Here is a 23,080-nt window from a genome sequence, read left to right as displayed (position 1 = left end):
GTGCGCAGCATGTGAATGCCAACCCAAAACTGATTAGCTAAAGCGCGAGGTGCCAATTGGACGGCCTAGGGGCAGTCCAATGATTGGCAAGTCTTATCCTTTGCAAGGAACCTCTGGGCTGTTCTTAGCATTACCGACCTGAAGCTTTAGTGGCTGGCAGCTTCAGACGATCTGAGTCAGTCAAGGACCAGTGCATCTACTGTAGCCACCGGTTGTTGAATACCACTTGTCCTGAATGGCCGCTTCAACCTGGTGGATTCAACCGGTAGATGCAACACCATGACCGCTTCTGGACGAATGCAGCACAACGAGCGGATTGGTCAGCGGTAGGCGGAACAGCTTGTTCTCAACTGAAGTACGCATGCTCGTCGGTCAGCATGGAACGACCTCAGTCAGGCTGTCGCAGCCTTTTCCACAGGTGACATGCTTCTCTTCAACTCGAATTCAAACTGTGCCTTGAAAAACGCCTCAACAAAGCGCTTTTATCAGTGACCGAAAAGCTGTTCGCTTGTGCGACTTTATTGTGATCTCTACGGGTTTATTTTCGCAGAACACAAGGTGTCTCCCGTGGAGTCGAGGTCATCAGGGAAGATGCCGTCTGTCAAATATTGTCACTTGCTTATATTAGAGGCAAATAGGGCAAGTGCTAGTGCGGGTCTCGCAGGGCCGCTGCACAGGCTGCCAAGGGAGGCAAGGGCATATGGCAAGGACCGATTCAAGATGGGCAAAAAGTGCAGTGAGCGTTGCGGTGTGCACAGCGCTGATGTGGGTGGGGGCTGCTGCGGCGCATGACTCCAATGTGCCTGTCAGCAAGGCGCAGCAATCTGCCGATGTTTCCTCCATGCGGCTGCAGAAGGTTGCTGCCGATGTGTACTTTGTGCAGGGCGAATCGGCGCTGGGCAGCACGGCCAATCGCAATTTCATCTCTAACGCGGGTTTTGTGATCACGAATGACAGTGTGGTGGTGATTGATGCACTGGGCTCACCGGCCTTGGCAGAGGAGCTGGTCAAGCAGATCAGAACGGTCACCAGAAAGCCCATCAGCCATGTGCTGCTGACCCACTATCACGCCGACCATATCTACGGCCTGCAGGTGTTTGCGGCGCTGGGCGCAAAGATTGTGGCCAACGAGCAAGCGCGGGAATACATCAACTCTGAAACCGCGCACCTGCGGTTGGAGGCTTCGCGAAAAGACTTGGCACCTTGGGTCAACGACAGCACACGCATGGTGCCAGCCAGCCAGTGGCTGACTGCCGGCAGCTCGCAACTGACGGTTGGGGGTGTGGACTTTGTGTTGCAACACATGGGCCCTGCGCATACGCCTGAAGACACGGCGGTCTTTTTGCCGCAAAGCGGAGTGCTTTTTATCGGCGATGTGGTGTTTCGCAATCGCATTCCGTACGTGGGGCAGGCAGACAGTCGCCACTGGATTGCAGCGCTGGATGAGCTGCTCAAGCTGCCCGTGAAAATCATGGTCCCCGGTCACGGCCCGGCGTCTGACAGTCCGCGCAAGGACATGCAGCTGACGCGTGACTACCTGCGTTTTTTGCGTGATTCCATGAGCAAGGCCGCAGCCAATCTGGACCCATTTAATGAGGCCTATCAGAACACCGACTGGTCCAAGTTTGCAGGCTATCCGCTGTTCAAGGAAGCCAATCGCATGAACGCCTACAACACCTTTTTGCTGATGGAGCAGGAAAAGCCGTGATGTCGCGCCTTGAGACTTTTCACTGCACGCGCAGGCTCTGGCTGCAAAGTGTGGCAGTCATCGCTGGCCCGGCCTTGGCTGCGCCTGATGCCTCTGAGCAATGGTTGCCCAGCAGTCAAAGCCTGCCGCGCGATCTGGCTGCTGCACTGGCCATAAAGCAGCCGCTGGTGGTGATGGCGACCCTGCAGGGCTGCCCATTCTGCAAGGTGGTGCGAGAGCATTACTTGCTACCTTTACAACGGGCGGGAGCGTTTGTGACGCAGATCCATTTCTTGTCCGGTGAGCCTTTGCTGGACTGGCAAGGCAAGGTCAGTACGCATGGCGGCCAGGTCAAGCAGTTGGAGATTGAAGTGGCCCCCACGGTGCTTTTTTATGGCGCGGGAAATAAAGAGGTGGCCGAGCGTCTGGTTGGCAGCTCTATCCCCGACTTTTACGGCGCCTATCTGGATGAGCGAATGAAGACAGCGCAAGCAGCGGTTCTGAAGCGCTGAATTGTGATGAGTGGAAGTCGTTGTTCTAAATTTGAATAACGAGGGTTAGCGCCAGATTTTAAATCGTGCCCAGTGCCAGATACTTTAAATAACAACATGCTTATATATAAATATAAGGAGACAAAAAGATGAGGCTTGCATCCTGGATGAACGGATTGACGGTGGTACTGGGACTGGTTGCTCCGGCGGTGGCTGCAGCCGATCAGGCACTGGCGCAGAAGAACGCATGCCTGGCTTGCCATGCGGTGGACAAGAAGCTGGTTGGCCCCGCCTTTCAGGATGTGGCCAAAAAATATGCCGCGCAATCCGATGCGCAGGCGCAACTCGCCAAAAGTATCAAGGCCGGTGGTGCAGGCAAGTGGGGGCCTGTACCCATGCCAGCGCAGCCTGCACTCAGTGATGCGGACGCCGGTCTGCTGGCTGCCTGGATTCTGAAAGGCTCCAAGTGAAAACAGCTTGTGGCGCATATGTGATGTGCGCTTTCAGCTATAAAAAAGGGAGCTTATGCAAGAGCAGATAACCGGGGTGGTACGCAAGGCACCTGAGAATTTTTTACGCCCTGCAGATGTTGGTGTCGTTTTTGCCGAGGCCAAGGCGGGCCGCCGCAGCTTTATTCGCGGGGCTTTTGCCGCAGCGACGGCAGCCGCTGGGACGGCGGCCTTGAATGCGCAGGCGCAAGCACAAATACCACCGCAAGGTGACCCCAATATTCTGGAGCTGCCCACCCATACCAAGGGGCTGGGCCAGTCGGTTGTGACGGAGGGCTACGGCAAGCCATCGCAATACGAGGTCAATGTGCAGCGCCGCCAGAGCCCGGGCCTGACGCAGACCAAGCAGGCGTCGGTATCGTTTGCGCCGCTGCAGTCGCTGTTCGGCATCATCACGCCCAGCGGTCTGCACTTTGAGCGCCACCATCAAGGCTGGTGGGATATTGATCCTTCCAAGCACCGTTTGATGATCAATGGTCTGGTGAAGAACTCCAAGGTCTTCACCATGGACGAGATCATGCGACTGCCCTCGGTGTCTCGCTTTCATTTTATCGAATGCGGCGCTAACACGGGAATGGAATGGGGCAATGTGGCCGTGCCCACAGTGCAGTACACGCACGGCATGCTGTCTTGCAGCGAGTTTACGGGCGTGCCGCTGATCACCCTGCTGGAGATGGCCGGGGCGGATCTGAAAAAAGGCAAGTTCATTCTGGCCGAGGGGGCGGATGGCTCATCGATGACGCGCACGATTCCGGTCGAGCTGATCACCTCGGGCGAAGTGCTGGTGGCTTACGGCCAGAATGGCGAGATGCTGCGGCCTGAGCAGGGCTACCCGCTGCGCTTGGTGGTGCCCGGTGTGCAGGGTGTGAGCTGGGTGAAATATCTGCGCCGCATTGAAGTAGGTGACATGCCCTATGCGGCCAAGGATGAAGCGATTCACTATGTGGATCTGATGCCTGACGGCCAGCACCGCCAGTACTCCAGCATTCAGGAGTGCAAGAGTGTGGTGACCACACCGTCCGGCGGGCAGATGCTGATGGACAAGGGCTTTTACAACATCACGGGCCTGGCATGGTCGGGGCGTGGCAAGGTCAAGCGCGTGGATGTCAGCGTGGACGGTGGCCGCAACTGGCGCACAGCACGGCTTGAAGGGCCGGTGATAAGCAAATGCCTGACCCGCTTCAATCTGGACTGGGTCTGGAATGGCGAGGAATGCATTATTCAAAGCCGCGCCATGGACGACACCGGCTACGTGCAGCCCACATCGCAGCAACTACGGGCCGTGCGTGGCACGCGCTCCATTTATCACAACAACTCCATCCAGTCTTGGGCGGTGCGCACTAACGGGGAGGTCGCCAATGTTCAGCTTGCGTAAACCTCTGGCCATGCTGGCGCTCGCCGCGATGAGCACGGTTGCCATGACCTCTGCCGCGCAGACAAATGCTACCGATCAGCGCTTTCCGGGTGTGGGGCGCAATGCAACCACGCAGGAAGTGCAGGCCTGGGACATTGATGTGCGCCCGGATTTCAAGGGCCTGCCTGCAGGCTCGGGTTCGGTGCAAAAGGGCATGGATGTGTGGGAGGCTAAATGCGCCTCCTGTCACGGAGTGTTCGGTGAGTCCAATGAGGTCTTCAGTCCGCTGGTGGGCGGCACGACGGCCGATGACATCAAAACCGGCCATGCCGCGCGGCTCAAGGACCCAGCCTTTCCCGGCCGCACGACCATGATGAAGGTGGCCACGGTCTCCACCTTGTGGGATTACATCAACCGCGCCATGCCGTGGAATGCACCCAAGTCGCTCTCCACTGAAGAGGTATATGCCGTCACAGCCTACCTGCTCAACCTGGGCGGGGTCGTGCCTGAAAACTTCACGCTCAGTGACAAGAACATTGCCGAGGTGCAGCAAAAACTGCCCAACCGCAATGGCATGACGACGCAGCACGCGCTGTGGCCTGGCAATGAGTTCAGCAAAAATGCTAAGCCCGATGTGCAAGCCGTTGCCTGCATGAGCAACTGCGGCCCGGCGCCCAAGGTGCGATCCGCCTTGCCCGAACATGCCAGCAACAACCACGGCAATTTGGCCCAGCAGAACCGATCTGTAGGTGCGCAGCACGGTATTGAAACCGATGGCGGGGCCAGCAAGGCGGCCAAACCTGTCGCCGCAAACTCCAAAGCTGCCGTGCCCACAGCGCTTCTGGAGAAAAACGCCTGTATTGCCTGCCACGGCATGGAGCAAAAAATCGTAGGCCCGGCCTTCAGCGATATCGCCAAAAAATACGGCGGTCAGCTGGACTATGTGCTGGGCAAGGTCAAGGCCGGTGGCACGGGCGTCTGGGGTTCTATCCCTATGCCCGCCCAGCCCCAGTTGAGTGATGCTGATGCCAAGGTCATCGCCCAGTGGCTGGCTGGCAGCAAGCCATAAGTAAAAAGTGCAAGAAGCAGGCGCCCAGCGCATGTGTGACTGTCAATGAGAAGGAGACAAAGATGAAACGTAGAGATGCCCTGAAAAACAGCGCTGCCGTATTCGGCATGCTGATGGCTGCTGGTCTGTTGCCGCAGGCTTCGCATGCTGCCTATAACAAGCCTGCATTTGATGCCAAGACGGTGGCCGAGGTACTCAAGGCCTTGGGCGCATCAGCTCCGGCTGAGAGCAAGGATGTGACGCTGACCGCCCCCGACATTGCCGAGAACGGTGCTGTCGTGCCCCTGGGCGCGGCGACGACTTTGCCCAATGTGAAGCAGATGCTGGTGCTGGTGGAGAAGAACCCCAACACGCTGGTGGCGTCTTTTGCCATCAATGACGCGGTGGAAGCCAACTTCCTGACCCGCGCCAAGCTGGGTCAATCTTCTGATGTGTATGCGGTGGCCATTACCAACGATGGCAAGGCCTTCTACGCCAAGAAGGAAGTCAAGGTCACTCTGGGTGGCTGCGGCGGTTAATTCATCAAAGACAAGGAGAAGAACATGGCAGATCCGATGCGAATTCGCGCCCAGGCCGCAGGCGACAAGACAACTGTGCGTGTGCTGATGTCCCACGAGATGGAGACGGGTCAGCGCAAGGATGCGGAAGGCAAGACCGTGCCCGCCTGGTTTATTCAGGAGGTGACGGCTGCCCACAACGGCAAACAGGTGCTGCAGGCAGAGTGGGGGCCAGCGGTGTCCAAGAACCCGTTTCTGCAGTTTGTCGTCAAGGGGGCCAAGGCGGGCGACAAGATCTCGGTCAGCTGGAAGGACAACAAGGGCGAGACCCGTACTGACGAGGCCACGATCAGCTGAAACCGTTGATTGAGCGAGGCCGGGCTGAGCCATGAGCCTCGCCAGAGTCCAAATCTATAAAGAGAGGTACCCCATGAGACATAGCTCATTGAGAGGGGCGCTGGCTGCGGTGCTCTCACTGTGCGTCGGCGCACCGGTGCTGGCGCAAAAGAGTACGGCGGACGGCATTGCCGAGTACCGGGAGATGCTGCAGGACGGCAACCCCGCCGAGCTGTTCGAGATGAAGGGTGAGGAGCTGTGGAAGCAAAAGCGCGGCCCTAAGAAAATGTCCATGGAGCAGTGCGACCTGGGCAAGGGCGCTGGCGTGGTCAAGGGCGTGTTTGTCGAGTTGCCGCGCTACTTTGCGGACACGGGCAAGGTGCAAGATTTAGAGTCGCGCCTGCTGACCTGCATGGAAAAGCAGCAGGGGCTGGATGCGCAAAAGATTGCCGCCACGCCTTTTGGCAAGGATGAGCAAAAGAACATGGAAGGCCTGGTAGCCTGGATTTCTTCCCAGTCCAAGGGCATGAAGTTTGACTTGCCCCAGAGCCATGCCCAGGAAAAGCAGATGTATGAAGCGGGCAAGCGTCTGTTTTACATGCGCGGCGGCCCGCACGACTTTGCTTGCGCGTCCTGCCACGGTGCAGATGGCAAGCGCATTCGCATGCAGGACCTGCCCAACCTCACGAGGAACCCAGGTGCTGCCGAAGGCTTTGGTGCATGGCCTGCCTACCGCGTTTCGTCGGGCGAGTTGTGGAGCATGCAGCGCCGCTTGAATGACTGCTTCCGCCAGCAGCGCTTTCCGTACCCCGATTACGCCAGTGATGTGACCGTGGCGCTGAGCGTGTTCATGGGTGTCAATGGCAAGGGCGGGGCCTCTACGGCGCCGGCCATCAAGCGATAAGGAGGGCAGCATGAATACACAAAAATATGTGCCTTATCTGGCAGTCGCTGCATCGTTTGTGGTGCTGGGCTGCGCCTCGGTCGATAGCGGCGCGGATATGGATGCCTTGACGGCCAAGATGGTGAAGACCTCTTTTCGCGATCAGGGCATTGCCAAGGTGGACAGGCTGATGCAGGACGAGTCAAACGCGGCCTGCAGTGCGGCTGATGCCTCTGGCAAACCGCTGGAGTCTTCACGCGCGCAGGCCATTGAGGCAGCCAATCTGAAAACCGTGCAGTGGCCCAAGGACGGCAAGCTGGTTGGTAACTGGAAAGAGGGCGAAAAGATTGCCCAGAATGGCCGTGGTATGACCTGGAGTGATAAAGCGGGCAGTGCCAACGGCGGCAATTGCTATAACTGCCACCAGATCAGCAAGGAAGAAATCTCCTACGGCACGCTGGGCCCCAGCCTCTACAACTACGGCAAGATTCGCGGCATTCAGAACCCCGACAGCCCTGATTCCAAGGCCATCGTCGAATACACCTGGGGCAAGATCTGGAATGCCAAGGCCTACAACGCCTGCTCGGGCATGCCCCGCTTTGGTCACTCCGGCATCCTGACCGAAGCGCAGACACGCGATCTGGTTGCATTGCTGGTCGATCCCGAATCACCTGTCAACAAATAGCTTTACCTGAACGGATGCGCCGGCTCCTCCCTCTCGCTTTGCTTTGCAATTCGGGGGGGGGGGGGTGACACCTGCGCTGCGGGGTTGCCTTTGCTCGGCATCCACCAGCCAATGCGGCACACAGCATCATGGATCACTGATATTGATATGAGCCTTTCCAAACGCGAATTTTTGCAGGTGCTGGCTGCGGCCAGTGTCACAGGCATGGGGTTGCAGCGCTACGCTTATGCGGACCAGAAGCTGGCCGATAAGGCTATGTATGAGATTGCACCTTTCGGCAATGTGTCCTTGCTGCACATGACGGATTGCCATGCTCAGCTCAACCCCATTTACTTCCGCGAGCCCAGTGTCAATCTAGGCATCGGTGCGATGAAAGATCAGCGTCCGCATCTGGTGGGCGAGCATTTGCTCAAATCTGTGGGTCTCAAACCCGGCACGGCGCAGAGCTATGCCTTCAGTTATCTGGACTTTGAAGCAGCGGCCAAGCGCTACGGCAAGGTGGGTGGCTTTGCGCACCTGTCCACGCTGGTCAAGCGCATGCGGGCTTCACGCCCCGGTGCTCTGCTGCTCGATGGCGGTGATACCTGGCAGGGATCGGCCACATCGCTGTGGACGAACGCTCAGGACATGGTGGATGCCTGCAAGCTGCTGGGCGTGGATGTGATGACCGGCCACTGGGAATTCACCTACGGCATGCAGCGCGTGCAGGAGATCATCGACAAGGACTTCGGCAACAAGCTCGACTTTGTGGCGCAGAACGTCAAGACGGCGGACTTTGGTGACCCGGTGTTCAAACCCTATGTGATTCGCGAGATCAACGGCGTTCCCGTGGCCATCATTGGCCAGGCCTTTCCGTACACACCGATTGCCAACCCACGCTACATGGTGGCGGACTGGAGCTTTGGCATTCAGGACGAGAACATGCAGAAGATGGTGGACGAAGCGCGCGGCAAGGGGGCCAAGGTGGTGGTGGTGCTCTCGCACAACGGCATGGATGTGGACCTGAAAATGGCCAGCCGCGTGCGTGGAATCGACGCCATTCTGGGTGGTCACACCCATGACGGCATGCCCGTTCCCACGATTGTGCAGAACGCGGGTGGCAAGACCATCGTGAGCAATGCGGGCTCCAACGGGAAGTTTCTGGCCGTGCTGGACTTTGACGTCAAGGACGGCAAGGTGCGCGACTTTAAATACCGTCTGTTGCCAGTGTTTTCCAACATTTTGCCTGCGGATGCCGAGATGCAGGCGCTGATCACCAAGGTGCGCGCACCGTATCAGAGCAAGCTGGCCGAGGTGCTGGCGACGACGGATGGCACGCTGTACCGCCGTGGCAACTTCAACGGCACGGGCGATCAGCTGTTGCTGGATGCCATGATGGCTGTACAGGATGCGCCGATTGCCTTCTCGCCGGGTTTCCGCTGGGGAACTTCACTGCTGGCCGGGCAGGACATCACCCGTGAGTGGCTGATGGACATGACGGCAACGACTTACTCTTATGCCACGGTGACAGAGATGACAGGAGCCACCATCAAGACCGTGCTGGAAGATGTGGCGGACAACCTCTTCAACCCCGACCCCTACTACCAGCAGGGCGGCGACATGGTGCGCGTGGGAGGCTTTCAGTATCAGTGCGAGCCGACGGCTGGCGCTGGTAAACGCATCAGCGAGATGCGGCTGAATGGCCAACTGCTGGAGGCCGATAAAAAGTACAAGGTGGCAGGCTGGGCACCTGTGGCAGAAGAGGCCAAAAGCGCTGGCCACAAGCAGATCTGGGAAGTGGTTGAGCCTTGGCTCAAGGCGCAAAAAACCATCAAGCCACGCCAGCTGAATGAACCGAAACTGATCAATATCGGTAGCAATCACGGTTTGGCAAAAGCGTGATTAAGACTGCGTTACTGCGCGTGCAGGGGTATGTTCCATTGCCCGATCGCAGTGCACGCCTTCCAATGCGCGCATGAGCCTTGCCGAGTTTGAATCGTTGACGGCCACCATTTTGGTGGCCATTTTGTTGCTGGCTGCCTTACTGGGCTTTGTGATGCGTGAGACCCGCTTTTGCACCGTGGGTGCCATCAGCGATGCGGTGTATCTGCAAGACTGGACCCGCGTGCGGCAATGGTGTGTGGCGATTGCCGTGGCCATGCTGGGCTTTACAGCGCTGGCGCTGTGGGGGCAGTTGCAGGTGGGCGATACGCTCTATGCCAGCCGCCGGCTGCTGTGGCTGTCTGCCTTGGTGGGCGGTGCCTTGTTTGGTGCGGGCATGGTGCTGGCCTCGGGCTGCGGTGCCAGAAATCTGACCCGGCTAGGCGGCGGTAGCCTCAAGGCGCTGGTCGTGTTGCTGGTCATGGCTGTGGCGGCCTTTGCGACGCTCAAAGGCATTACGGCCGTGGCGCGTGTGCGCTGGCTCGACAGCATGCAACTGGAATTCAGCACGCCGGCCTTGCTGCCGGATATGTTGGCTGGCGCAACGTCGTGGCCGCTGTTTGCCACTCGCGCAGGTCTGGGTTTTGGTGTGGCCCTGATTTTGCTTGTGATGGCCATCAACCCCATGCGTGGAGCGGATCGCCGCTGGGGCGTATTGCTGGGTGGCGTTCTGGTTGGCTTGTGCGTGGCGGCGGCTTGGTGGCTCAGCGGTCATCTGGGGCTGGTGGCCGAGCACCCCGAAACGCTGGAGCAGGTTTATGCCGCGACCTATAGCGGGCGCATCGAGGCGTTTAGCTTTGTCTCGCCCATTGCGCATACGCTGGACTGGCTGATGTTCTTCAGCGACCGCAGCAAGGTCGTGACCTGGGGTATTGCATCGGTGATGGGCATGGTGCTGGGCAGCTTTATCCATGCACTGTGGCGCGGAGATTTTCAGTGGCAAGGCTTTGCGGACAGGCAGGACTTGGCGCGTCACTTGATGGGGGCCATGCTGATGGGCGTGGGCGGTGTAACAGCCATGGGCTGCACAATAGGCCAGGGAATCAGCGCGATATCCATGCTCAGTTTGGGCAGCTTTATCGCTATTGCGGGTATTGTGCTGGGGGCGGTGCTGATGCTGCGCTATCTGGCGTCCAGGGTTTAAAGACTTGATAGCTGTTTGCGCTTGCCAAGCATAGGTTTCAGCATTAAATAGGTCTGAATATGAAAAAAGGAGCGCGATAGGCGCTCCTTTTTTATGAGGCGAAGGGCTTTACAGCTTGCGCAGTCTGGCTGCGGCTTCGATCAAGGTTTCATCCTTTTTAGCGAAGCAGAAGCGCACCACACGCTGATCGAAACCGTCGCCGTAGAAGGCCGACAACGGAATGGCGGCGACGCCGACTTCCTTGACCAGCCACTGGCAGAAATCGGCTTCGTTGAGGTCGGAGACCGAGGAGATATCGGCGCACAGAAAGTAGGTGCCCGCCGTGGGCAGCAGCTTCAGGCGTGAGCCTTTCAGGCCGTTTACAAACAGATCGCGCTTGGCCTGGTAGAAGGCCGAGAGGTTCATGTAGGGCGCTGGGTCTTGCATGTATTGCGCCAGACCGGCCTGCATGGGCGTGTTCACCGTGAACACATTGAACTGGTGGACCTTGCGGAACTCCGCCGTCAGTGCGGCAGGGGCTGCCACGGTGCCAACTTTCCAGCCGGTGACGTGGAAGGTCTTGCCAAAGCTGGAGACGATAAACGCGCGCTCTGCCAGGCCAGGGTAGCGGACGCTGCTCAGGTGCTGGGCACCGTCGTAAACCATGTGCTCATACACCTCGTCGCTGATGAGCAGCACATTGGTGGGGGCGAGCAGCGCTTCCAGCTGGCGCATTTCCGCATCGGTCCAGATGGTGGCACTGGGGTTGTGCGGGCTATTGATGATCAAGAGGCGCGTGCGCGGCGTGATGGCAGCCGCTATTTTTGCGAAGTCCGGCCGGAAACTGCCGGGCGTGAGGGGCACGCGTACGGGGACGCCGCCCGCCATCTCGATATTGGGCACGTAGCTGTCGTAGCAGGGGTCGAGCACGATGACTTCATCGCCTTTGTGCACGGTAGCCAGAATGATGGTGAGGATGGCCTGTGTGGCACCGGCGGTAATGGTGATTTCGCTGCCAGCCTCGTAACGGCGGGCGTGCAGTGCTTCAATTTTTGAAGCAACTGCTTCGCGCAGCGCAGGCCAGCCGGTCATGGGGGGGTACTGGTTGTGGCCGGCGCGCATGGCGTCGTTCACGGCGTCAAGCAGCTTGGGGTCGCAGCCAAAATCTGGAAAGCCCTGACCAAGGTTGACGGCCTTGTGCTCGGCGGCCAGTGCCGACATGACAGTGAAGATCGTGGTGCCCACATTGGGCAGCTTGCTGGGAAAGGTCGGGGTCACGTTAGTCTTGCAGTGCAGGCACGGGTGCGGCCCGTGCCGGTGAAATTACAGTCCGAAATCGTCCACGCTGCCATTCATGGCGCGGATGATCAGGTCGCGCGAGAGGCGGTCGCTGAGCAGCTCGGCAAACTTGTAGACGAAGTTACGCAAGTATGCGCCGCGCTTGATGGCCACGCGGGCCACGCTGGTGCCGAACAGATGGCCGACGGGGCGCACGACGAGGTCGTTGACAGGGTCATCACGCATGGCCATCTCGGCCACGATACCGATGCCCAGACCCAGGCGCACATAGGTCTTGATCACGTCAGAGTCAATGGCTTCCAGCACGATGCGCGGGTGCAGGCGGCGCATTTCAAAGGCGCGGTCAATCTTGCCGCGACCGGTGAAGGACGGGTGGTAGGTAATCAGCGCTTCCTGGGCAATGTCTTCCAGCGTGATGCGCTCTTTTTGAGCCAGTGGGTGGCCAGTCGGGAACACCAGAACATGCTGCCATTCATAGCAGGGCAGAGTGACGAGCTCGGGGTAATCAGCCAGCGATTCGGTCGCCATGCCAATCTCGGCGACCTCGTCGATCACCATGCGCGCCACTTCGGCGGGCGTAGCCTGGTGCAGGCTGATGGTGACCTTTGGGTATTGCTCACGCAGGCGGGCCACGGCCGGAGGCAGCACATAACGCGCCTGAGTGTGGGTGGTGGCAATGCTGAGTGTGCCGCTGTCTTGTGCGCTGTACTGCTCACCGATGCGCTTGAGGTTGCCCACTTCGCGCATGATGAGTTCAATGCTTTTGAGCACTTCCTGACCTGGCTCGGTAATGCGCTTGAGGCGCTTGCCGTGGCGGGCAAAGATGTCTATGCCCAACTCTTCTTCAAGCTCGATGATGGCTTTGGAGACACCTGGCTGAGAGGTGTGAAGGGCCTTGGCCGCCTCGGTCAGGTTGAGATTGCGGCGGGCGGCTTCTTGAACGAAGCGAAATTGATGCAGGTTCATGACGGCATGGACTAAGAACTTGCATCATTATGCTTCAAATATCTAAAGAATCTATTTTTTATCTGAATTCTGTATGTTCGAACCTGAATCGCCACTTTGATGCGCAATCGCTTCAACAGCTAACTGGGCAAGCAGTGCGGTGACTCTGGGGTTCTCGCCCGCAGCGGTTTGCAGATCGAACTGGCAATCGGGGTGCTGCAGGCGCAATTCGTTCAGCAGGCGCGGAATGTCTTCGCGGGCATGTTTGCCGGTGCCGAGAAACAGGGGAAGCACCGTAAGCCGGTTGACGCCTTGCGCAATCAACGCGTTGGCGGCAGTGGACAGGTCGGGTACACAGGCCTCGAGGTAGGCGCAGGTGCAGGGCAGATCGGGTTGGCTGGCCTGCAATGCGAGCAGCACGGCCTCAATCGGCTGGCGCCAGAGGGGGTCTCTGGAACCGTGTGCCAGCAAGATCATGCCAGCCTGGTTTGATGGAGAGAGCTTGTCGCTTGACATGATTTAGCGCCTGAGTACCAGCCAGCCAAAGGCTGAGAGAGAGAGAGCGGTATAAAGCATGCCCGGGGCTGCCGCCGCCAGCCACGGCCACCACGACTGCAGCGTGCCGATGTAGCCAAACACGTTGTTAAGCAGGAAGAAGCTGATGCCCGCCATGACGCCGCCAAACACATAGGCCGTGATGCCGCCGGAGCGGAAGTGCAGATAGGCAAAGGGCAGGGCCAACACCACCATCACAAGGCAACTGAGTGGATAGAAGACCTTGCGCCAGAATTCAATTTCGTACTTTTGCGCGGCCTGACCGTTGTCTTGCAAGTGCTGAATGAACTGGAACAGCGCCACCGTGGTCATACGGTCAGGCTTGAGCAGCGCACCAGAGACCATGGATGCCGTGACCTTGGTAGGCCAGTTCATGGTTTCTTCATTGCTGCGTATCATCTTGGTACTGTCGCCGTTTTGTGTGACCTGGGTGGACTGCACGCCTTGTAGCGTCCACTGATCGTTTTCCTCGTCCACCTGCGCGGACTGGGCATTGATTTGCGCGGCGATGCGGCCTTTTGCATCAAACTCGAAGATGCGCACGTTCACAAATTCGCCAGGCTTTTTAATAGCACCGACATTGATGGCGACAGAGTGCTGGCCCTGCTTTTCCTTGAGCCAGGCCCCGGTTGCTCCGCGAGAGATTTGGCCTTTACCAAGGACGCGCAGTTTCTGACTAATGTTGTCCGCAGCCGGGGCAATGTAGTCGCCCACCGCCACAGTGAGAACCACAAAGCTCATACCCAGCACCAGTAGCGTGCGCAGGGCCAGCCAGGGGCCCATGCCGCTGGTGCGCATGATGGTGAACTCAGAGCTTTGCGCAAACTTGGCCATTACAAAAATGGCGCCAATCAGCACGGCAATGGGCATTAGCTCATAAAGGTGACCGGGAATGGCAAGCGCCACTAATAGCAGGGCATGCGTGGTGGTGTATCCCGCGTTGCCACTGCCCACCCAGCGCATTTCGTCGACCAGGTCAAAGAAAAAGAACAGCGCGAGAAAGGCGAGCGTGACATAGAGCACCGCCTGAATGACTTCGCGGTAGATCAGGTTGCGAAGAACTTTCATTGTGCAGACTCCTGGCGAGCATTGGAGCGGCGCAGCAGATCGCGTGGCGACCAGCGGAAATGGCGTGCCAGCAGCACCAGGGTGCTACAGACCAGAATGCTACCGTGCAGCAGACCCAGAATGCCCCACATCCCAATTTTGTCGGCACTGACCCAGCTTTCTCCCAGCGTCATGAGGTTGTAGTAAACGATGAAGGCAAACAGGGCAATCATCAGGCTGGTGCTGTTGCCTGCACGTGGGTTTACGCTGGAGATCGCGAGCCCCAGAATGACAAAGTTCAGCGCCGCAAAAGGCAGGCCCAGTCGCCAGGCCAGCACCGAGCGTGCAATCGGTTCATCGCGGCCCAGCAGTTCCTTGGTGGGCATGCTGCGTGCTGCTATTTCTTGCATGGTAACGGGGTTGTCGTTGTCCACCTTGACGCCGTATTCCTTGAAGTCGGTCACGCGGACCGAGCCATCGTCGGTACGGGTTTCCATGCGCTGGCCGTCTTCCAGAATGACCATGCGCTGGCCTTTGACGGTGGCAATGTGTGCGCCTTTGGCGGATGTTACGGATTCTTTGCCGGGATCACGCGAGACCACAAAGACGTTGCTGGCTGCCATGTCCGATGGGGAATCCTTGTCGACAAAGAACACGCGTGTGCCGCCAGCGGATTCCTGAAACTCGCCGGGTGCGATGCGATCCAAGTCGCTGCGTTGCTGAAATTGGGTCTTGATCTGCTCAATTTGTTGATAAGACCAGGGCAAAACGCCAAGAGCGAGTACGGCGGTGATCAGAATCACGGGCCAGGCAAAGCGTAGCAAGGGACGCAGCAGGCTGGCAAGACCTTGGCCTGCGGCGAACCAGATGACCATCTCGCTGTCGCGATACATGCGTGAGAGTGAGCCCACAATGGCCACAAACAGGCTCAGGCCCAAAATGGTAGGGAGTTGCCCGAGCACGGTGAAACCCATGACCAGCATCACATCGGAAGGGCTGACACTGCCCTTGTAAGCCTGACCGAGGGTGCGAATCAGCATCATGGTCATCACCACAGTGATCAGGACCACAGCCGTCGCACCAAAGCTGCGAGCCAGCTCTTTGCGTATGGATGAATCGAATAACATTGGCTAAAAGGAAAACACCGATTATGAACTTTGAACTGAAGGCTCTGACCGCTGCTGCTGCAGCACGGGAAAAATGTGACCTGCTGCTGGTGCTGGTTTCCGAGCACGCTGCGCTGGGCAGCGATGCGCTGGGAGCCATGGCGGCCCACGCCGTCAAACACGGTGATTTTGCCCTGTCTTGCGGCAAGCAACTGGCTTTGTACCAAGTGCCCGCGATTGCCGCGCGCCGTGTGGTGCTGCTGGGCGTGGGTGCTGGTACGGTCAAGGATGTGCGCAATGCGCTGGTTAGCTGCGCTTCCGCACTTAAGTCTGAGGGCGTCACCAAGGCTGTTGTGAGTCTGACTTTCGAGGCCAATGCTCAGGTCGTTGCTGCTGCCGTTCAGGCCGTGGCAGATGTCACCTATCTTTATACCCATACCAAATCTCAGACCAAGCCCATCGGCCTAGCCAAGGTGGTACTGGGTGTCCCGTCTAAAAATGCCGCCGTAGCCTCTTCTTTTGAGACTGCCGTTGCGCAGCAAGAAGGCGTGGCCGTGGCGCGTGAATGGGCCAATCGCCCCGCCAACCATTCGACCCCCACGATGCTTGCCAATGCAGCCAAGAGCATTGCCAGAGCAGCGCGCATGAGCTGCAAAATTCATGGCCCGGCCGAAGTTGCCAAGTTGGGCATGGGTGCTTTCATGGCCGTGGCTCAGGGCTCGCGTGAGCCGCTGCGCTTTATCGAACTGCATTACAACGGCGCGGCCAAGACCGAAGCGCCTATCGTGCTGGTGGGCAAAGGCATTACGTTTGATACCGGTGGTATCTCGCTCAAGCCTGCTGCGGAGATGGACGAGATGAAGTACGACATGGGTGGCGCTGCCAGCGTGCTTGGCGTGTTCCAAGCTCTGGCAAAGCTGCAGCCTGCCATTAATGTGGTTGGCCTTATTCCAGCCTGCGAAAACATGCCTGATGGCGCAGCCGTCAAGCCCGGCGATGTGGTCACCAGCATGAGCGGTCAGACCATTGAAATTCTTAACACCGACGCCGAAGGTCGTCTGGTCCTGTGCGATGTGCTGCACTATGCCGCGCGCTTCAAACCCACGGCGCTGGTGGACATGGCCACGCTGACAGGAGCTTGCGTGATTGCTCTGGGCGGTTTGCGCAGCGGCCTGTTTTCGACCAATGATGAACTGGCTGCCGCGTTGCTCAGCGCTGGTGATGCGGCGCTGGACCCCTGCTGGCGCATGCCGCTGGACGATGAGTACGCAGACGGACTCAAGAGCAATTTTGCCGACATGGGCAATGTAGCCGGCCGCGCTGCGGGTGCAGTAACTGCTGCAAAGTTCTTGCAGAAGTTTGTGGGTAACATTCCCTGGGCGCACCTGGACATTGCTGGCACCGCCTGGAAGAGTGGCGCAGCCAAGGGAGCAACTGGCCGCCCCGTGGGCTTGTTGGTTCAATACCTGCTGAATCAGGTCCAAGCCCCTCGTATGGCACAACCGGCCAAGACTGCTGCACGCAAGAGTGCCGTAAAACCAGCGACCTCGCGTCGCACTGCAGTCAAGGCATCGGCTTAAAGGAAGTCGGCTTGCGCGGCCTTGAAAGAGTCCGTGGCCAGCTGCAAGTGATGTGACAGAAATTGCCTTTCATTTCAATGCTCCAGACAAGCTGGGCTATGTGTGCCGATTTGCGCGCAAGGCCTTGCGCCATGGCGCGCGTCTGGTCATCGTGGGTGATGCCGCTGTGCTGAGCCGGCTGTCAACGCGGCTCTGGAGCGTATCGTCCACGGACTTTCTGGCCCATGCCACGGCGGCTGAGGGCGGAGCGCTTCTGGCGGTGTCGCCCATTGTGTTGGCTGCGCAGTTGCATGATCTGCCGCACCACGATGTGTTGATCAACCTCACGGCGCAGGTACTGGAAGGTTTCGAGCGCTTTGAGCGTGTGGTGGAAATCGTCTCGTCCAGCGATGAAATGGACCGCCATGAGGCGCGCACGCGCTGGCGTAATTACGAAGCGCGTGGTTTCTCCATCGTTCGGCATGATTTGAATCTCAAGGGCTAGGCCATGAACTCTTCATCCAAAGTCCCTCCGCGTTTTGTACCCACGCTGACCGACGTGGTGTCGCCAGCAGTTGATGTAAAGACAGTGAGTGACTTAAGCGAGGCCAGTACGGAAAGTGGAGAGGGTGGAGTCAGCAGCCAGGACTGGGCGCTGGACGAGCCCCTGGCACGCGTGGCGCGTGTGCTGAGCCAGTCAGAAGAGCAAGAGAGTGCAGCACCCGCTGTTCCCTGTGCTCCCGCCGCACCCATTTCACGCGCATCGTTTCACTCCCCGTGGTTGGCCGATGGGCTTTATGTTCGCAGCAAGCCTGCAACCATTCCTCATCAGTTGCCGCCCTTGCCAGAGTCGTTGCCGCCTCAGCAGCCTTTTGCCGAAAGCGCTGAAATGCATAGGTTGGGTGAGCAAGTCTTTACATTGACTGAAGCTAAGGAACAGGTAGAGATAGATGCGAATGGCATGCCCCAGGCTGCTGAGCTCCCTGAGCCTGAGTTGTCCGGCACATTTGACGCTGAAGCCTTGTCGCTGCTGTCGGATGTGTATATGGAAAGCACAGAGCTTGTCGCTTCAGCGACTGAGCCAGTTGCTCAGGCGCTGAATGAGGATGAAGTCGCTGCAGCTAACGCTTCAAGTCTGAATCAGGCCTTGAGCGGACAGCAGGCACAGATTACACAGCTGACACAGACTACGCAACTTACCGAGGAGCACTTGGTTCAACGCCTGATGCAGCGTGTCGATCTGCTGCTGGAAAAGCGTCTGGCAGTGGCGTTTGAGCAGGTGGTAGAGGCCCAGACTCGCTCTCTCGTGCAGCGCTTGCGCGAAGAGCTTGAGTCCGTGCTGCGCCACTCAGTGTGTGAAGCCGTTGAGGCTGAGCTTGCGTTGCAAGCTCAGCAGGAAAACGAGAAATAAATCCAGGTTCAGCGGTTCAATCGAATCGGGCCGCTGAAAATTTCCGGATTCAGAATATTGGTGGGCTGTCCATTGGCAAAGTTCACCACGTTCTCAAAAGCCGCGCGGAAATACAGCTCATAGCTGTCCTGTTCCACATAACCAATGTGGGGTGTGCAAATGCAGTTCTCTAGGCGCAGCAGGGCATGGCCCTGCAAAATGGGTTCGCTCTCGAAAACGTCAATCGCTGCAAGACCAGGGCGGCCACGGTTCAAGGCACAAAGCAAGGCCTCTGGCTCGACCAGTTCAGCGCGTGAGGTGTTGACGAACAAGGCCGTGGGCTTCATGTGTGCCAAGTCTTGTGACGTCACCGCATTGCGCGTGGCCTCATGAAGGCGAAGGTGAAGAGAGATCACATCGCATTGCTCAAAAAATGCTTCCTTACTTGGGGCGGATAGAAAACCATCAGCTTCGGCTTTTTTGCGCGAAGAATCGCTTCCCCAGACACAAACCTGCATGCCAAAAGCCTTGCCATAGGCGGCCACCAGCTGACCAATACGGCCATAGCCCCAGATACCCAATATGCGTCCGCGCAGCACGTTGCCCAGTCCAAAATTAGGCGGCATGGATGCGGCCTTGAGACCGGACTGCTGCCATGCACCGTGCTTAAGGTTGGCGACGTACTGCGGCAGACGACGCATGGACGCCATGATCAAAGCCCAAGTCAGCTCTGCCGGGGCGACCGGGGAGCCCACACCTTCGGCGATCGCCACGCCGCGCTCGGAACAGGCCTGAACATCGATATGCGCGCCGGCCTTGCCTGTTTGGGCAATCAACTTCAGGCGCGGCAGCTTTTCAAGCAATTGGCGGGAGATATGGGTGCGTTCACGAATAAGGACGATCACATCGGCATCGCGCAGGCGCACAGAAAGTTGGCCTACGCCCTTGATCGTGTTGGTGTAGACCTTGGCGTTGAAAGTGTCCAGCAACTTGGCGCAATCGAGTTTGCGGACTGCATCTTGGTAATCGTCCAAAATAACTATGTTCACCACTGAGATCCTTTGATAAGTGGCTGAATTAATTGAGAAATTTCACATATCATCAACGCTTTGCGCATACTATTTCTACAGTCCACGCCAGACCTGACTCCAGTGTCTAACGTAGGGTTTGAAAGCGATGCCGTCAAGGAGTGTGCATGTATTTTGATGTCCGTGCTGTCAAAGCATTGCCATCTGCTTTCTCTATTGTTATTCAAGGATGGCCCGGTTTGTGCCTGAAGACCACGGCGTCAGGGTAAGTTGGGTTTACACAGTGAAGTCGCCCTTTGATGGGAGGGTGTGGCAAGTGCAATTTTTTCTGCCCAGCCACAGACTTTGTTGATGCGACTAGGCGCTGAAAGAATCTACGACCAAATCCTGGGGAGAGGCTTGATCCTTCTTTAGAGCGAAAGCAAGCGTGGCTTTTTTAAAATCGGCGGCATAAGTAGCGAAGGATGGTATTTACACCATCGGTAAACTGTTCGAGGACTACCTGGGCAACTAGATCGACAAGCCGCGCGATCAGTTCAATGACAGAGCTCTGAGTTCGCGGAGGCGGAGTGACTTACGGGGTGAGACTAGAGTTTGGGGCTATGACTGAGGGGGTCTTGGCTGACGATGTCTTTAATTTCTGGGCCCAGGCTCTAAAGGGGAAGCTAGAAAGCAGGGGGCCTTGAGGGATGGTGAATACAAAGGTGCCGCTAAGCGCGGTTTAACGGGTTGGCGATGGGCCGCTTTTCGCAACTTTCCGCGACTCTCACTGATCCATTCAGGATGGGCGGCCCCTAGACAGGTAGTTATCGACCATGGTGTGTGACCAGCGCCTATCCAGCGAAGTGGAACGAATAGGCGAGGTCGGTGCTTCTTAGTGTATTTGTCGGGATTTTTTAATAGTTGGTAACATCCGGCGTCCTGAAGTCCGTTGAACAATCGGACCTCTTCTTTTGAGTCTCAGAGATGGTTGCGAAAACTGCGTAGCTGCCTGTTTGAGTTTCACTGACCGGCTACTTGCATGCCTAGCAATATTCAGCTCTATCTGTTGCTCGCACCAGTGTGCATTACTGCAGGGGTTTTGCTGGCTCGCTCAGCGTCGCTCCATGTTTTTGCTCTGGACGGCTTGTGGGTTGACTCTTACCGGGCTTGCGCTAGGCTGGCAAAGCATCACCTCCCCTGCGCAATTGGTGAATTGGGCGGTTTATACAGGGCCCATCTATCTGCTCGGGGCCTGGCTTTGCACCTTAGGTGTGGCACAAAAATTCTTGGTTTCCTCATATCCAAAGACATCCGCAGTGGTCTCAATCATTGTTGTGGCCGGGCTTTACGTGAACAGTGTGGCCCAGGACAACATTGCCGCACGTGTACTCTGGTTGAATACCGGGTTGGGCATTATTCATTTCATTCCGTTTCCGTCCATCGTGCTGAAAAAGGCAAAGCGCGATGGATTGGATAAGCTGCTTTATTGGTCCTACGGGGTGTTTGCCATCTACACGGTGCTGCGGCCTGTCATGGTGATCTACCTTGGTTTCACCGAGCTGCAGGACATGCTCAGCTCTATTTACTGGCTGGTCACTATGCTGGGCTCATTGCTCATTGCTCTTTAGCCTGGTGTTCTCAGGCCTTATGCTGATCGCTTCCATGAGGGAGGTGATGGAAACCCTGCGAGATGAGCGCAACCATGACATGCTGACCGGAGTGTTGAACCGCCGTGGCTTTTGGGAAGAAGCGGAAATGCTGACCAGCGATCGCAAGGCTCAGCCTGTCTCTATCGTTGTTGCTGACCTGGATCACTTCAAACGGGTCAACGACGAGTGGGGGCATGAGTATGGCGACAATGTTCTCAAATCCGTCGCCGCAGTGATGCAGGCAAGCATTCGGGGTACAGATTTGGCAGCCCGCTTTGGGGGGGAAGAATTTGTGCTGCTGCTGGCCTATGCTGACATTGAGGCTGCGCAACGTGTTGCGCAGCGTATTCGCGTGGGCATCAGTGAAAGTCTTCCGCCTCTGCCAGATGGCCGTCGTGTCACGCTGAGTCTGGGGGTCGCAGCTTACCCCTTCGGCAGCGATCTACGTGAATCGGTAATGCAGGCAGACAGGCAGCTCTTCAGGGCCAAAGAGGCTGGTCGCGATCAGGTTGTTGTTAGCCCCCATGATCATGTCGCCGAGGCGAGTGCCTCATCTGCAGGCAAGGTGTACTCAAAACAAATGTCTGGGTAGAAGCGGCCTTCTACATGTACGCGATCACGACCTGCATTCTTGGCGCTGTACAGCAGTTCGTCAGCCTGCTTCAATGCACCGTCGAGCTGGCTTGAATTGGCGATGGACGTAATTCCAAAGCTCAGCGTCAAGCCAGGCCCTTGAGTCAGAACTTGTTTGTCATTGCTCAGCTCCTGGCGAATGCGTTGCGCAACTTGCTCGGCGCCTTGCAAATCCAGATGCGTCAAGAGAAGTACAAACTCTTCGCCGCCGAAGCGGGCAACCAGGTCGTGGTTGCGCACATTGCGTTTGAGGATGCTTGAGACGAGTTGCAGCACTTCATCTCCCCGGTCATGCCCCCACCTATCGTTGATGCGTTTGAAGTGATCGATATCGCCTGCCAGAATCGCCATGGGGTAAAGGCGCTGGTCGCCCAGCCGCTGCTGTGCAGCTTCATGAAATGCCCGCCTGTTCAGAACCTGCGTTAGCGCGTCCATGTCGCGTTCCGTGCGCAGCTGAGTGACGGTTTCCCTGATGGTGACTGCACAGATCAGGACCGTGAAGAGTAATCCGAACAACAGAATGCTCATCAGCGTCGTCAGCCAGTAAGTCGAATTGGCCTGCATGGCATCGCTGAGTCCGTGCTGTCCAAAAAACGCAACAAGGGTGGGACGAAGCATGGTGAAGACTGCATAAGATACGTAGGACCACAGCAAGGTCCGATCCAGCCAGTCCCGAGGAGGTGCTTTTTTCAGGGCTGCCGGGACTGGCAGCAGGAGAATCAAAGCCACCCCGATGCTGAATGCATGAAGGCGCCTGATAGTGTTTTGCTCAAACAGTGCGAAGTAGTAAAGCGATGCCAGCGTTGTTACACACAAGACAAGCGCGGCCAATGGATGCGCTACTACCCGCCGACGCTCTGAGAAGCTCTTGGACATGCACCATGCCCCGGCAAGAAACAATGCATTGACGAGCACCACATAGTGACTGAGAACCTCAAGCTTCAGCACGCTACGAATGCTGATGGACACTGCAGTCAGCAGGTAAGCAGAGCACAGCCAAAGTAAGAAGTGCTGCCGACGCTGGGTTATCCAGCAGACCCCCAGCAGGCCGGCCAGGAAAAGCAGGGACAGTGATGGCATCAGCACATAGATGTAGTCGTTGCTCGTGTGCATACATGCAGCCCTTCTGCTAGTGGTAACCAACAGACAGACCAAACTGGCCATATCTCAAGTCGAATCTAAATGCCAAGGCGTTAGGTAATGTGTCACACACTAACCTTCTTGTTCAGAAAGTAACAACTTCTTGCGACTTCTAACCGTTTGCTCGGAGGTTTTTGGCGATGAAATCACTAAAAGTGACACTTGTTGACAGCGTTTGCCAGCATTGCGAGAC

At 57.5% G+C, this 23,080-nt stretch carries 23 protein-coding genes; 16 read left to right on the top strand and 7 right to left on the bottom strand.

Annotated elements, in window-relative coordinates; genetic code table 11:
* Window positions 1–763: 763 nt before the first annotated feature.
* The 11 genes from HF327_RS20725 to HF327_RS20675 all read left to right on the top strand — a co-directional run bounded on the left by HF327_RS20725 (window position 764) and on the right by HF327_RS20675 (window position 10,575).
* Window positions 764–1,708 (top strand): MBL fold metallo-hydrolase, encoded by a 945-nt coding sequence (locus tag HF327_RS20725; RefSeq protein ID WP_407927059.1) that lies wholly within the window; start codon window positions 764–766, stop codon window positions 1,706–1,708.
* Window positions 1,708–2,199, top strand: coding sequence for a thioredoxin domain-containing protein (locus HF327_RS20720; protein ID WP_198462254.1), 492 nt, complete (start codon window positions 1,708–1,710; stop codon window positions 2,197–2,199). The genes HF327_RS20725 and HF327_RS20720 overlap by 1 nt, the downstream gene beginning before the upstream one ends.
* Before the next feature lie 128 nt (window positions 2,200–2,327).
* Complete coding sequence (locus tag HF327_RS20715; RefSeq protein ID WP_198462253.1) at window positions 2,328–2,648, top strand: c-type cytochrome; 321 nt, start codon at window positions 2,328–2,330, stop codon at window positions 2,646–2,648.
* 55 nt (window positions 2,649–2,703) lie between these two features.
* Window positions 2,704–4,062, top strand: coding sequence for a sulfite dehydrogenase (gene soxC / locus HF327_RS20710; protein WP_198462252.1), 1,359 nt, complete (start codon window positions 2,704–2,706; stop codon window positions 4,060–4,062).
* On the top strand, window positions 4,046–5,110 hold the full coding sequence (locus tag HF327_RS20705) for a c-type cytochrome (protein ID WP_198462251.1): 1,065 nt from the start codon (window positions 4,046–4,048) through the stop codon (window positions 5,108–5,110). Before soxC ends, HF327_RS20705 begins: the two co-directional genes overlap by 17 nt.
* A 62-nt stretch (window positions 5,111–5,172) precedes the next feature.
* Window positions 5,173–5,628 (top strand): thiosulfate oxidation carrier protein SoxY, encoded by a 456-nt coding sequence (gene soxY, locus HF327_RS20700; RefSeq protein ID WP_198462250.1) that lies wholly within the window; start codon window positions 5,173–5,175, stop codon window positions 5,626–5,628.
* Between the two features lie 24 nt (window positions 5,629–5,652).
* Complete coding sequence (gene soxZ, locus HF327_RS20695) at window positions 5,653–5,964, top strand: thiosulfate oxidation carrier complex protein SoxZ (protein WP_198462249.1); 312 nt, start codon at window positions 5,653–5,655, stop codon at window positions 5,962–5,964.
* A 73-nt stretch (window positions 5,965–6,037) separates the two neighbouring features.
* Window positions 6,038–6,847: a sulfur oxidation c-type cytochrome SoxA gene (soxA, locus tag HF327_RS20690; RefSeq protein ID WP_198462248.1), complete on the top strand. Its 810-nt coding sequence runs from the start codon at window positions 6,038–6,040 to the stop codon at window positions 6,845–6,847.
* Between the two features lie 10 nt (window positions 6,848–6,857).
* On the top strand, window positions 6,858–7,511 hold the full coding sequence (gene soxX, locus HF327_RS20685) for a sulfur oxidation c-type cytochrome SoxX (protein WP_198462247.1): 654 nt from the start codon (window positions 6,858–6,860) through the stop codon (window positions 7,509–7,511).
* A gap of 147 nt (window positions 7,512–7,658) precedes the next feature.
* Complete coding sequence (gene soxB / locus HF327_RS20680) at window positions 7,659–9,392, top strand: thiosulfohydrolase SoxB (RefSeq protein ID WP_198462246.1); 1,734 nt, start codon at window positions 7,659–7,661, stop codon at window positions 9,390–9,392.
* Window positions 9,393–9,465: 73 nt separating this feature from the next.
* On the top strand, window positions 9,466–10,575 hold the full coding sequence (locus HF327_RS20675; RefSeq protein WP_198462245.1) for a YeeE/YedE family protein: 1,110 nt from the start codon (window positions 9,466–9,468) through the stop codon (window positions 10,573–10,575).
* Between the two features lie 108 nt (window positions 10,576–10,683).
* On the opposite strand, the gene HF327_RS20670 is transcribed toward HF327_RS20675, so the two are convergent.
* The 5 genes from HF327_RS20670 to lptF are packed head-to-tail and all read right to left on the bottom strand — an operon-like array spanning window position 10,684 to window position 15,527.
* Window positions 10,684–11,850 (bottom strand): pyridoxal phosphate-dependent aminotransferase, encoded by a 1,167-nt coding sequence (locus HF327_RS20670; protein ID WP_198462258.1) that lies wholly within the window; start codon window positions 11,848–11,850, stop codon window positions 10,684–10,686.
* Between the two features lie 27 nt (window positions 11,851–11,877).
* Window positions 11,878–12,819 (bottom strand): CysB family HTH-type transcriptional regulator, encoded by a 942-nt coding sequence (locus HF327_RS20665; protein WP_099737195.1) that lies wholly within the window; start codon window positions 12,817–12,819, stop codon window positions 11,878–11,880.
* A gap of 51 nt (window positions 12,820–12,870) precedes the next feature.
* Window positions 12,871–13,314, bottom strand: a complete 444-nt coding sequence (locus HF327_RS20660; protein WP_198462244.1) for a sirohydrochlorin chelatase — start codon at window positions 13,312–13,314, stop codon at window positions 12,871–12,873.
* Window positions 13,315–13,317: 3 nt separating this feature from the next.
* Complete coding sequence (lptG, locus tag HF327_RS20655) at window positions 13,318–14,421, bottom strand: LPS export ABC transporter permease LptG (protein WP_198462243.1); 1,104 nt, start codon at window positions 14,419–14,421, stop codon at window positions 13,318–13,320.
* Window positions 14,418–15,527, bottom strand: coding sequence for an LPS export ABC transporter permease LptF (lptF, locus tag HF327_RS20650; protein ID WP_198462242.1), 1,110 nt, complete (start codon window positions 15,525–15,527; stop codon window positions 14,418–14,420). The genes lptG and lptF overlap by 4 nt, the downstream gene beginning before the upstream one ends.
* Before the next feature lie 23 nt (window positions 15,528–15,550).
* Here lptF and HF327_RS20645 point away from each other — a divergent pair, with 23 nt between their 5' ends.
* Genes HF327_RS20645 through HF327_RS20635 form a run of 3 tightly spaced genes read left to right on the top strand, consistent with a single transcriptional unit; the run spans window position 15,551 to window position 18,476 of the window.
* Window positions 15,551–17,086: a leucyl aminopeptidase gene (locus tag HF327_RS20645; protein ID WP_198462241.1), complete on the top strand. Its 1,536-nt coding sequence runs from the start codon at window positions 15,551–15,553 to the stop codon at window positions 17,084–17,086.
* A 52-nt stretch (window positions 17,087–17,138) separates the two neighbouring features.
* Window positions 17,139–17,570, top strand: a complete 432-nt coding sequence (locus HF327_RS20640; RefSeq protein ID WP_198462240.1) for a DNA polymerase III subunit chi — start codon at window positions 17,139–17,141, stop codon at window positions 17,568–17,570.
* A 3-nt stretch (window positions 17,571–17,573) separates the two neighbouring features.
* Entirely contained in the window at window positions 17,574–18,476 is a 903-nt protein-coding gene (locus HF327_RS20635) for a hypothetical protein (protein WP_198462239.1), read from the top strand.
* Between the two features lie 8 nt (window positions 18,477–18,484).
* On the opposite strand, the gene HF327_RS20630 is transcribed toward HF327_RS20635, so the two are convergent.
* Window positions 18,485–19,504 (bottom strand): D-2-hydroxyacid dehydrogenase family protein, encoded by a 1,020-nt coding sequence (locus tag HF327_RS20630; RefSeq protein ID WP_198462238.1) that lies wholly within the window; start codon window positions 19,502–19,504, stop codon window positions 18,485–18,487.
* A gap of 1,085 nt (window positions 19,505–20,589) precedes the next feature.
* On the opposite strand from HF327_RS20630, the gene HF327_RS22235 reads away from it, so the two are divergent.
* Window positions 20,590–21,093, top strand: coding sequence for a hypothetical protein (locus HF327_RS22235; RefSeq protein ID WP_236024326.1), 504 nt, complete (start codon window positions 20,590–20,592; stop codon window positions 21,091–21,093).
* 19 nt (window positions 21,094–21,112) lie between these two features.
* Window positions 21,113–21,706: a GGDEF domain-containing protein gene (locus tag HF327_RS22230; protein ID WP_236024325.1), complete on the top strand. Its 594-nt coding sequence runs from the start codon at window positions 21,113–21,115 to the stop codon at window positions 21,704–21,706.
* Here the strand turns inward: HF327_RS22230 and HF327_RS20620 are convergent.
* Window positions 21,643–22,860: a GGDEF domain-containing protein gene (locus HF327_RS20620; RefSeq protein ID WP_198462237.1), complete on the bottom strand. Its 1,218-nt coding sequence runs from the start codon at window positions 22,858–22,860 to the stop codon at window positions 21,643–21,645. The genes HF327_RS22230 and HF327_RS20620 overlap by 64 nt on opposite strands.
* Window positions 22,861–23,080 lie beyond the last annotated feature (220 nt).

Origin of the sequence: Comamonas suwonensis (assembly GCF_012844455.2) — a bacterium.
In the GTDB taxonomy this organism is placed as follows: Bacteria; Pseudomonadota; Gammaproteobacteria; order Burkholderiales; family Burkholderiaceae_C; genus Comamonas; species Comamonas suwonensis.
Note: the sequence above shows the minus strand (reverse complement) of the source record. Positions and strands in the feature narration are given on the sequence as shown.

Bases quoted from the DNA above. Each gene is read 5' to 3' on its own strand.
- HF327_RS20665 (WP_099737195.1), bottom strand. From the start codon at position 12,819: ATGAACCTGCATCAATTTCGCTTCGTTCAAGAAGCCGCCCGCCGCAAT.
- HF327_RS20645 (WP_198462241.1), top strand. From the start codon at position 15,551: ATGAACTTTGAACTGAAGGCTCTGACCGCTGCTGCTGCAGCACGGGAA.
- soxA (WP_198462248.1), top strand. From the start codon at position 6,038: ATGAGACATAGCTCATTGAGAGGGGCGCTGGCTGCGGTGCTCTCACTG.
- HF327_RS20705 (WP_198462251.1), top strand. From the start codon at position 4,046: ATGTTCAGCTTGCGTAAACCTCTGGCCATGCTGGCGCTCGCCGCGATG.
- HF327_RS20715 (WP_198462253.1), top strand. From the start codon at position 2,328: ATGAGGCTTGCATCCTGGATGAACGGATTGACGGTGGTACTGGGACTG.
- lptG (WP_198462243.1), bottom strand. From the start codon at position 14,421: ATGAAAGTTCTTCGCAACCTGATCTACCGCGAAGTCATTCAGGCGGTG.
- HF327_RS20620 (WP_198462237.1), bottom strand. From the start codon at position 22,860: ATGCACACGAGCAACGACTACATCTATGTGCTGATGCCATCACTGTCC.
- HF327_RS22235 (WP_236024326.1), top strand. From the start codon at position 20,590: ATGTTTTTGCTCTGGACGGCTTGTGGGTTGACTCTTACCGGGCTTGCG.
- soxB (WP_198462246.1), top strand. From the start codon at position 7,659: ATGAGCCTTTCCAAACGCGAATTTTTGCAGGTGCTGGCTGCGGCCAGT.
- HF327_RS20675 (WP_198462245.1), top strand. From the start codon at position 9,466: ATGAGCCTTGCCGAGTTTGAATCGTTGACGGCCACCATTTTGGTGGCC.
- HF327_RS20720 (WP_198462254.1), top strand. From the start codon at position 1,708: ATGTCGCGCCTTGAGACTTTTCACTGCACGCGCAGGCTCTGGCTGCAA.
- soxC (WP_198462252.1), top strand. From the start codon at position 2,704: ATGCAAGAGCAGATAACCGGGGTGGTACGCAAGGCACCTGAGAATTTT.
- soxZ (WP_198462249.1), top strand. From the start codon at position 5,653: ATGGCAGATCCGATGCGAATTCGCGCCCAGGCCGCAGGCGACAAGACA.
- HF327_RS22230 (WP_236024325.1), top strand. From the start codon at position 21,113: ATGCTGATCGCTTCCATGAGGGAGGTGATGGAAACCCTGCGAGATGAG.
- HF327_RS20725 (WP_407927059.1), top strand. From the start codon at position 764: ATGTGGGTGGGGGCTGCTGCGGCGCATGACTCCAATGTGCCTGTCAGC.
- HF327_RS20660 (WP_198462244.1), bottom strand. From the start codon at position 13,314: ATGTCAAGCGACAAGCTCTCTCCATCAAACCAGGCTGGCATGATCTTG.
- lptF (WP_198462242.1), bottom strand. From the start codon at position 15,527: ATGTTATTCGATTCATCCATACGCAAAGAGCTGGCTCGCAGCTTTGGT.
- HF327_RS20635 (WP_198462239.1), top strand. From the start codon at position 17,574: ATGAACTCTTCATCCAAAGTCCCTCCGCGTTTTGTACCCACGCTGACC.
- soxY (WP_198462250.1), top strand. From the start codon at position 5,173: ATGAAACGTAGAGATGCCCTGAAAAACAGCGCTGCCGTATTCGGCATG.
- soxX (WP_198462247.1), top strand. From the start codon at position 6,858: ATGAATACACAAAAATATGTGCCTTATCTGGCAGTCGCTGCATCGTTT.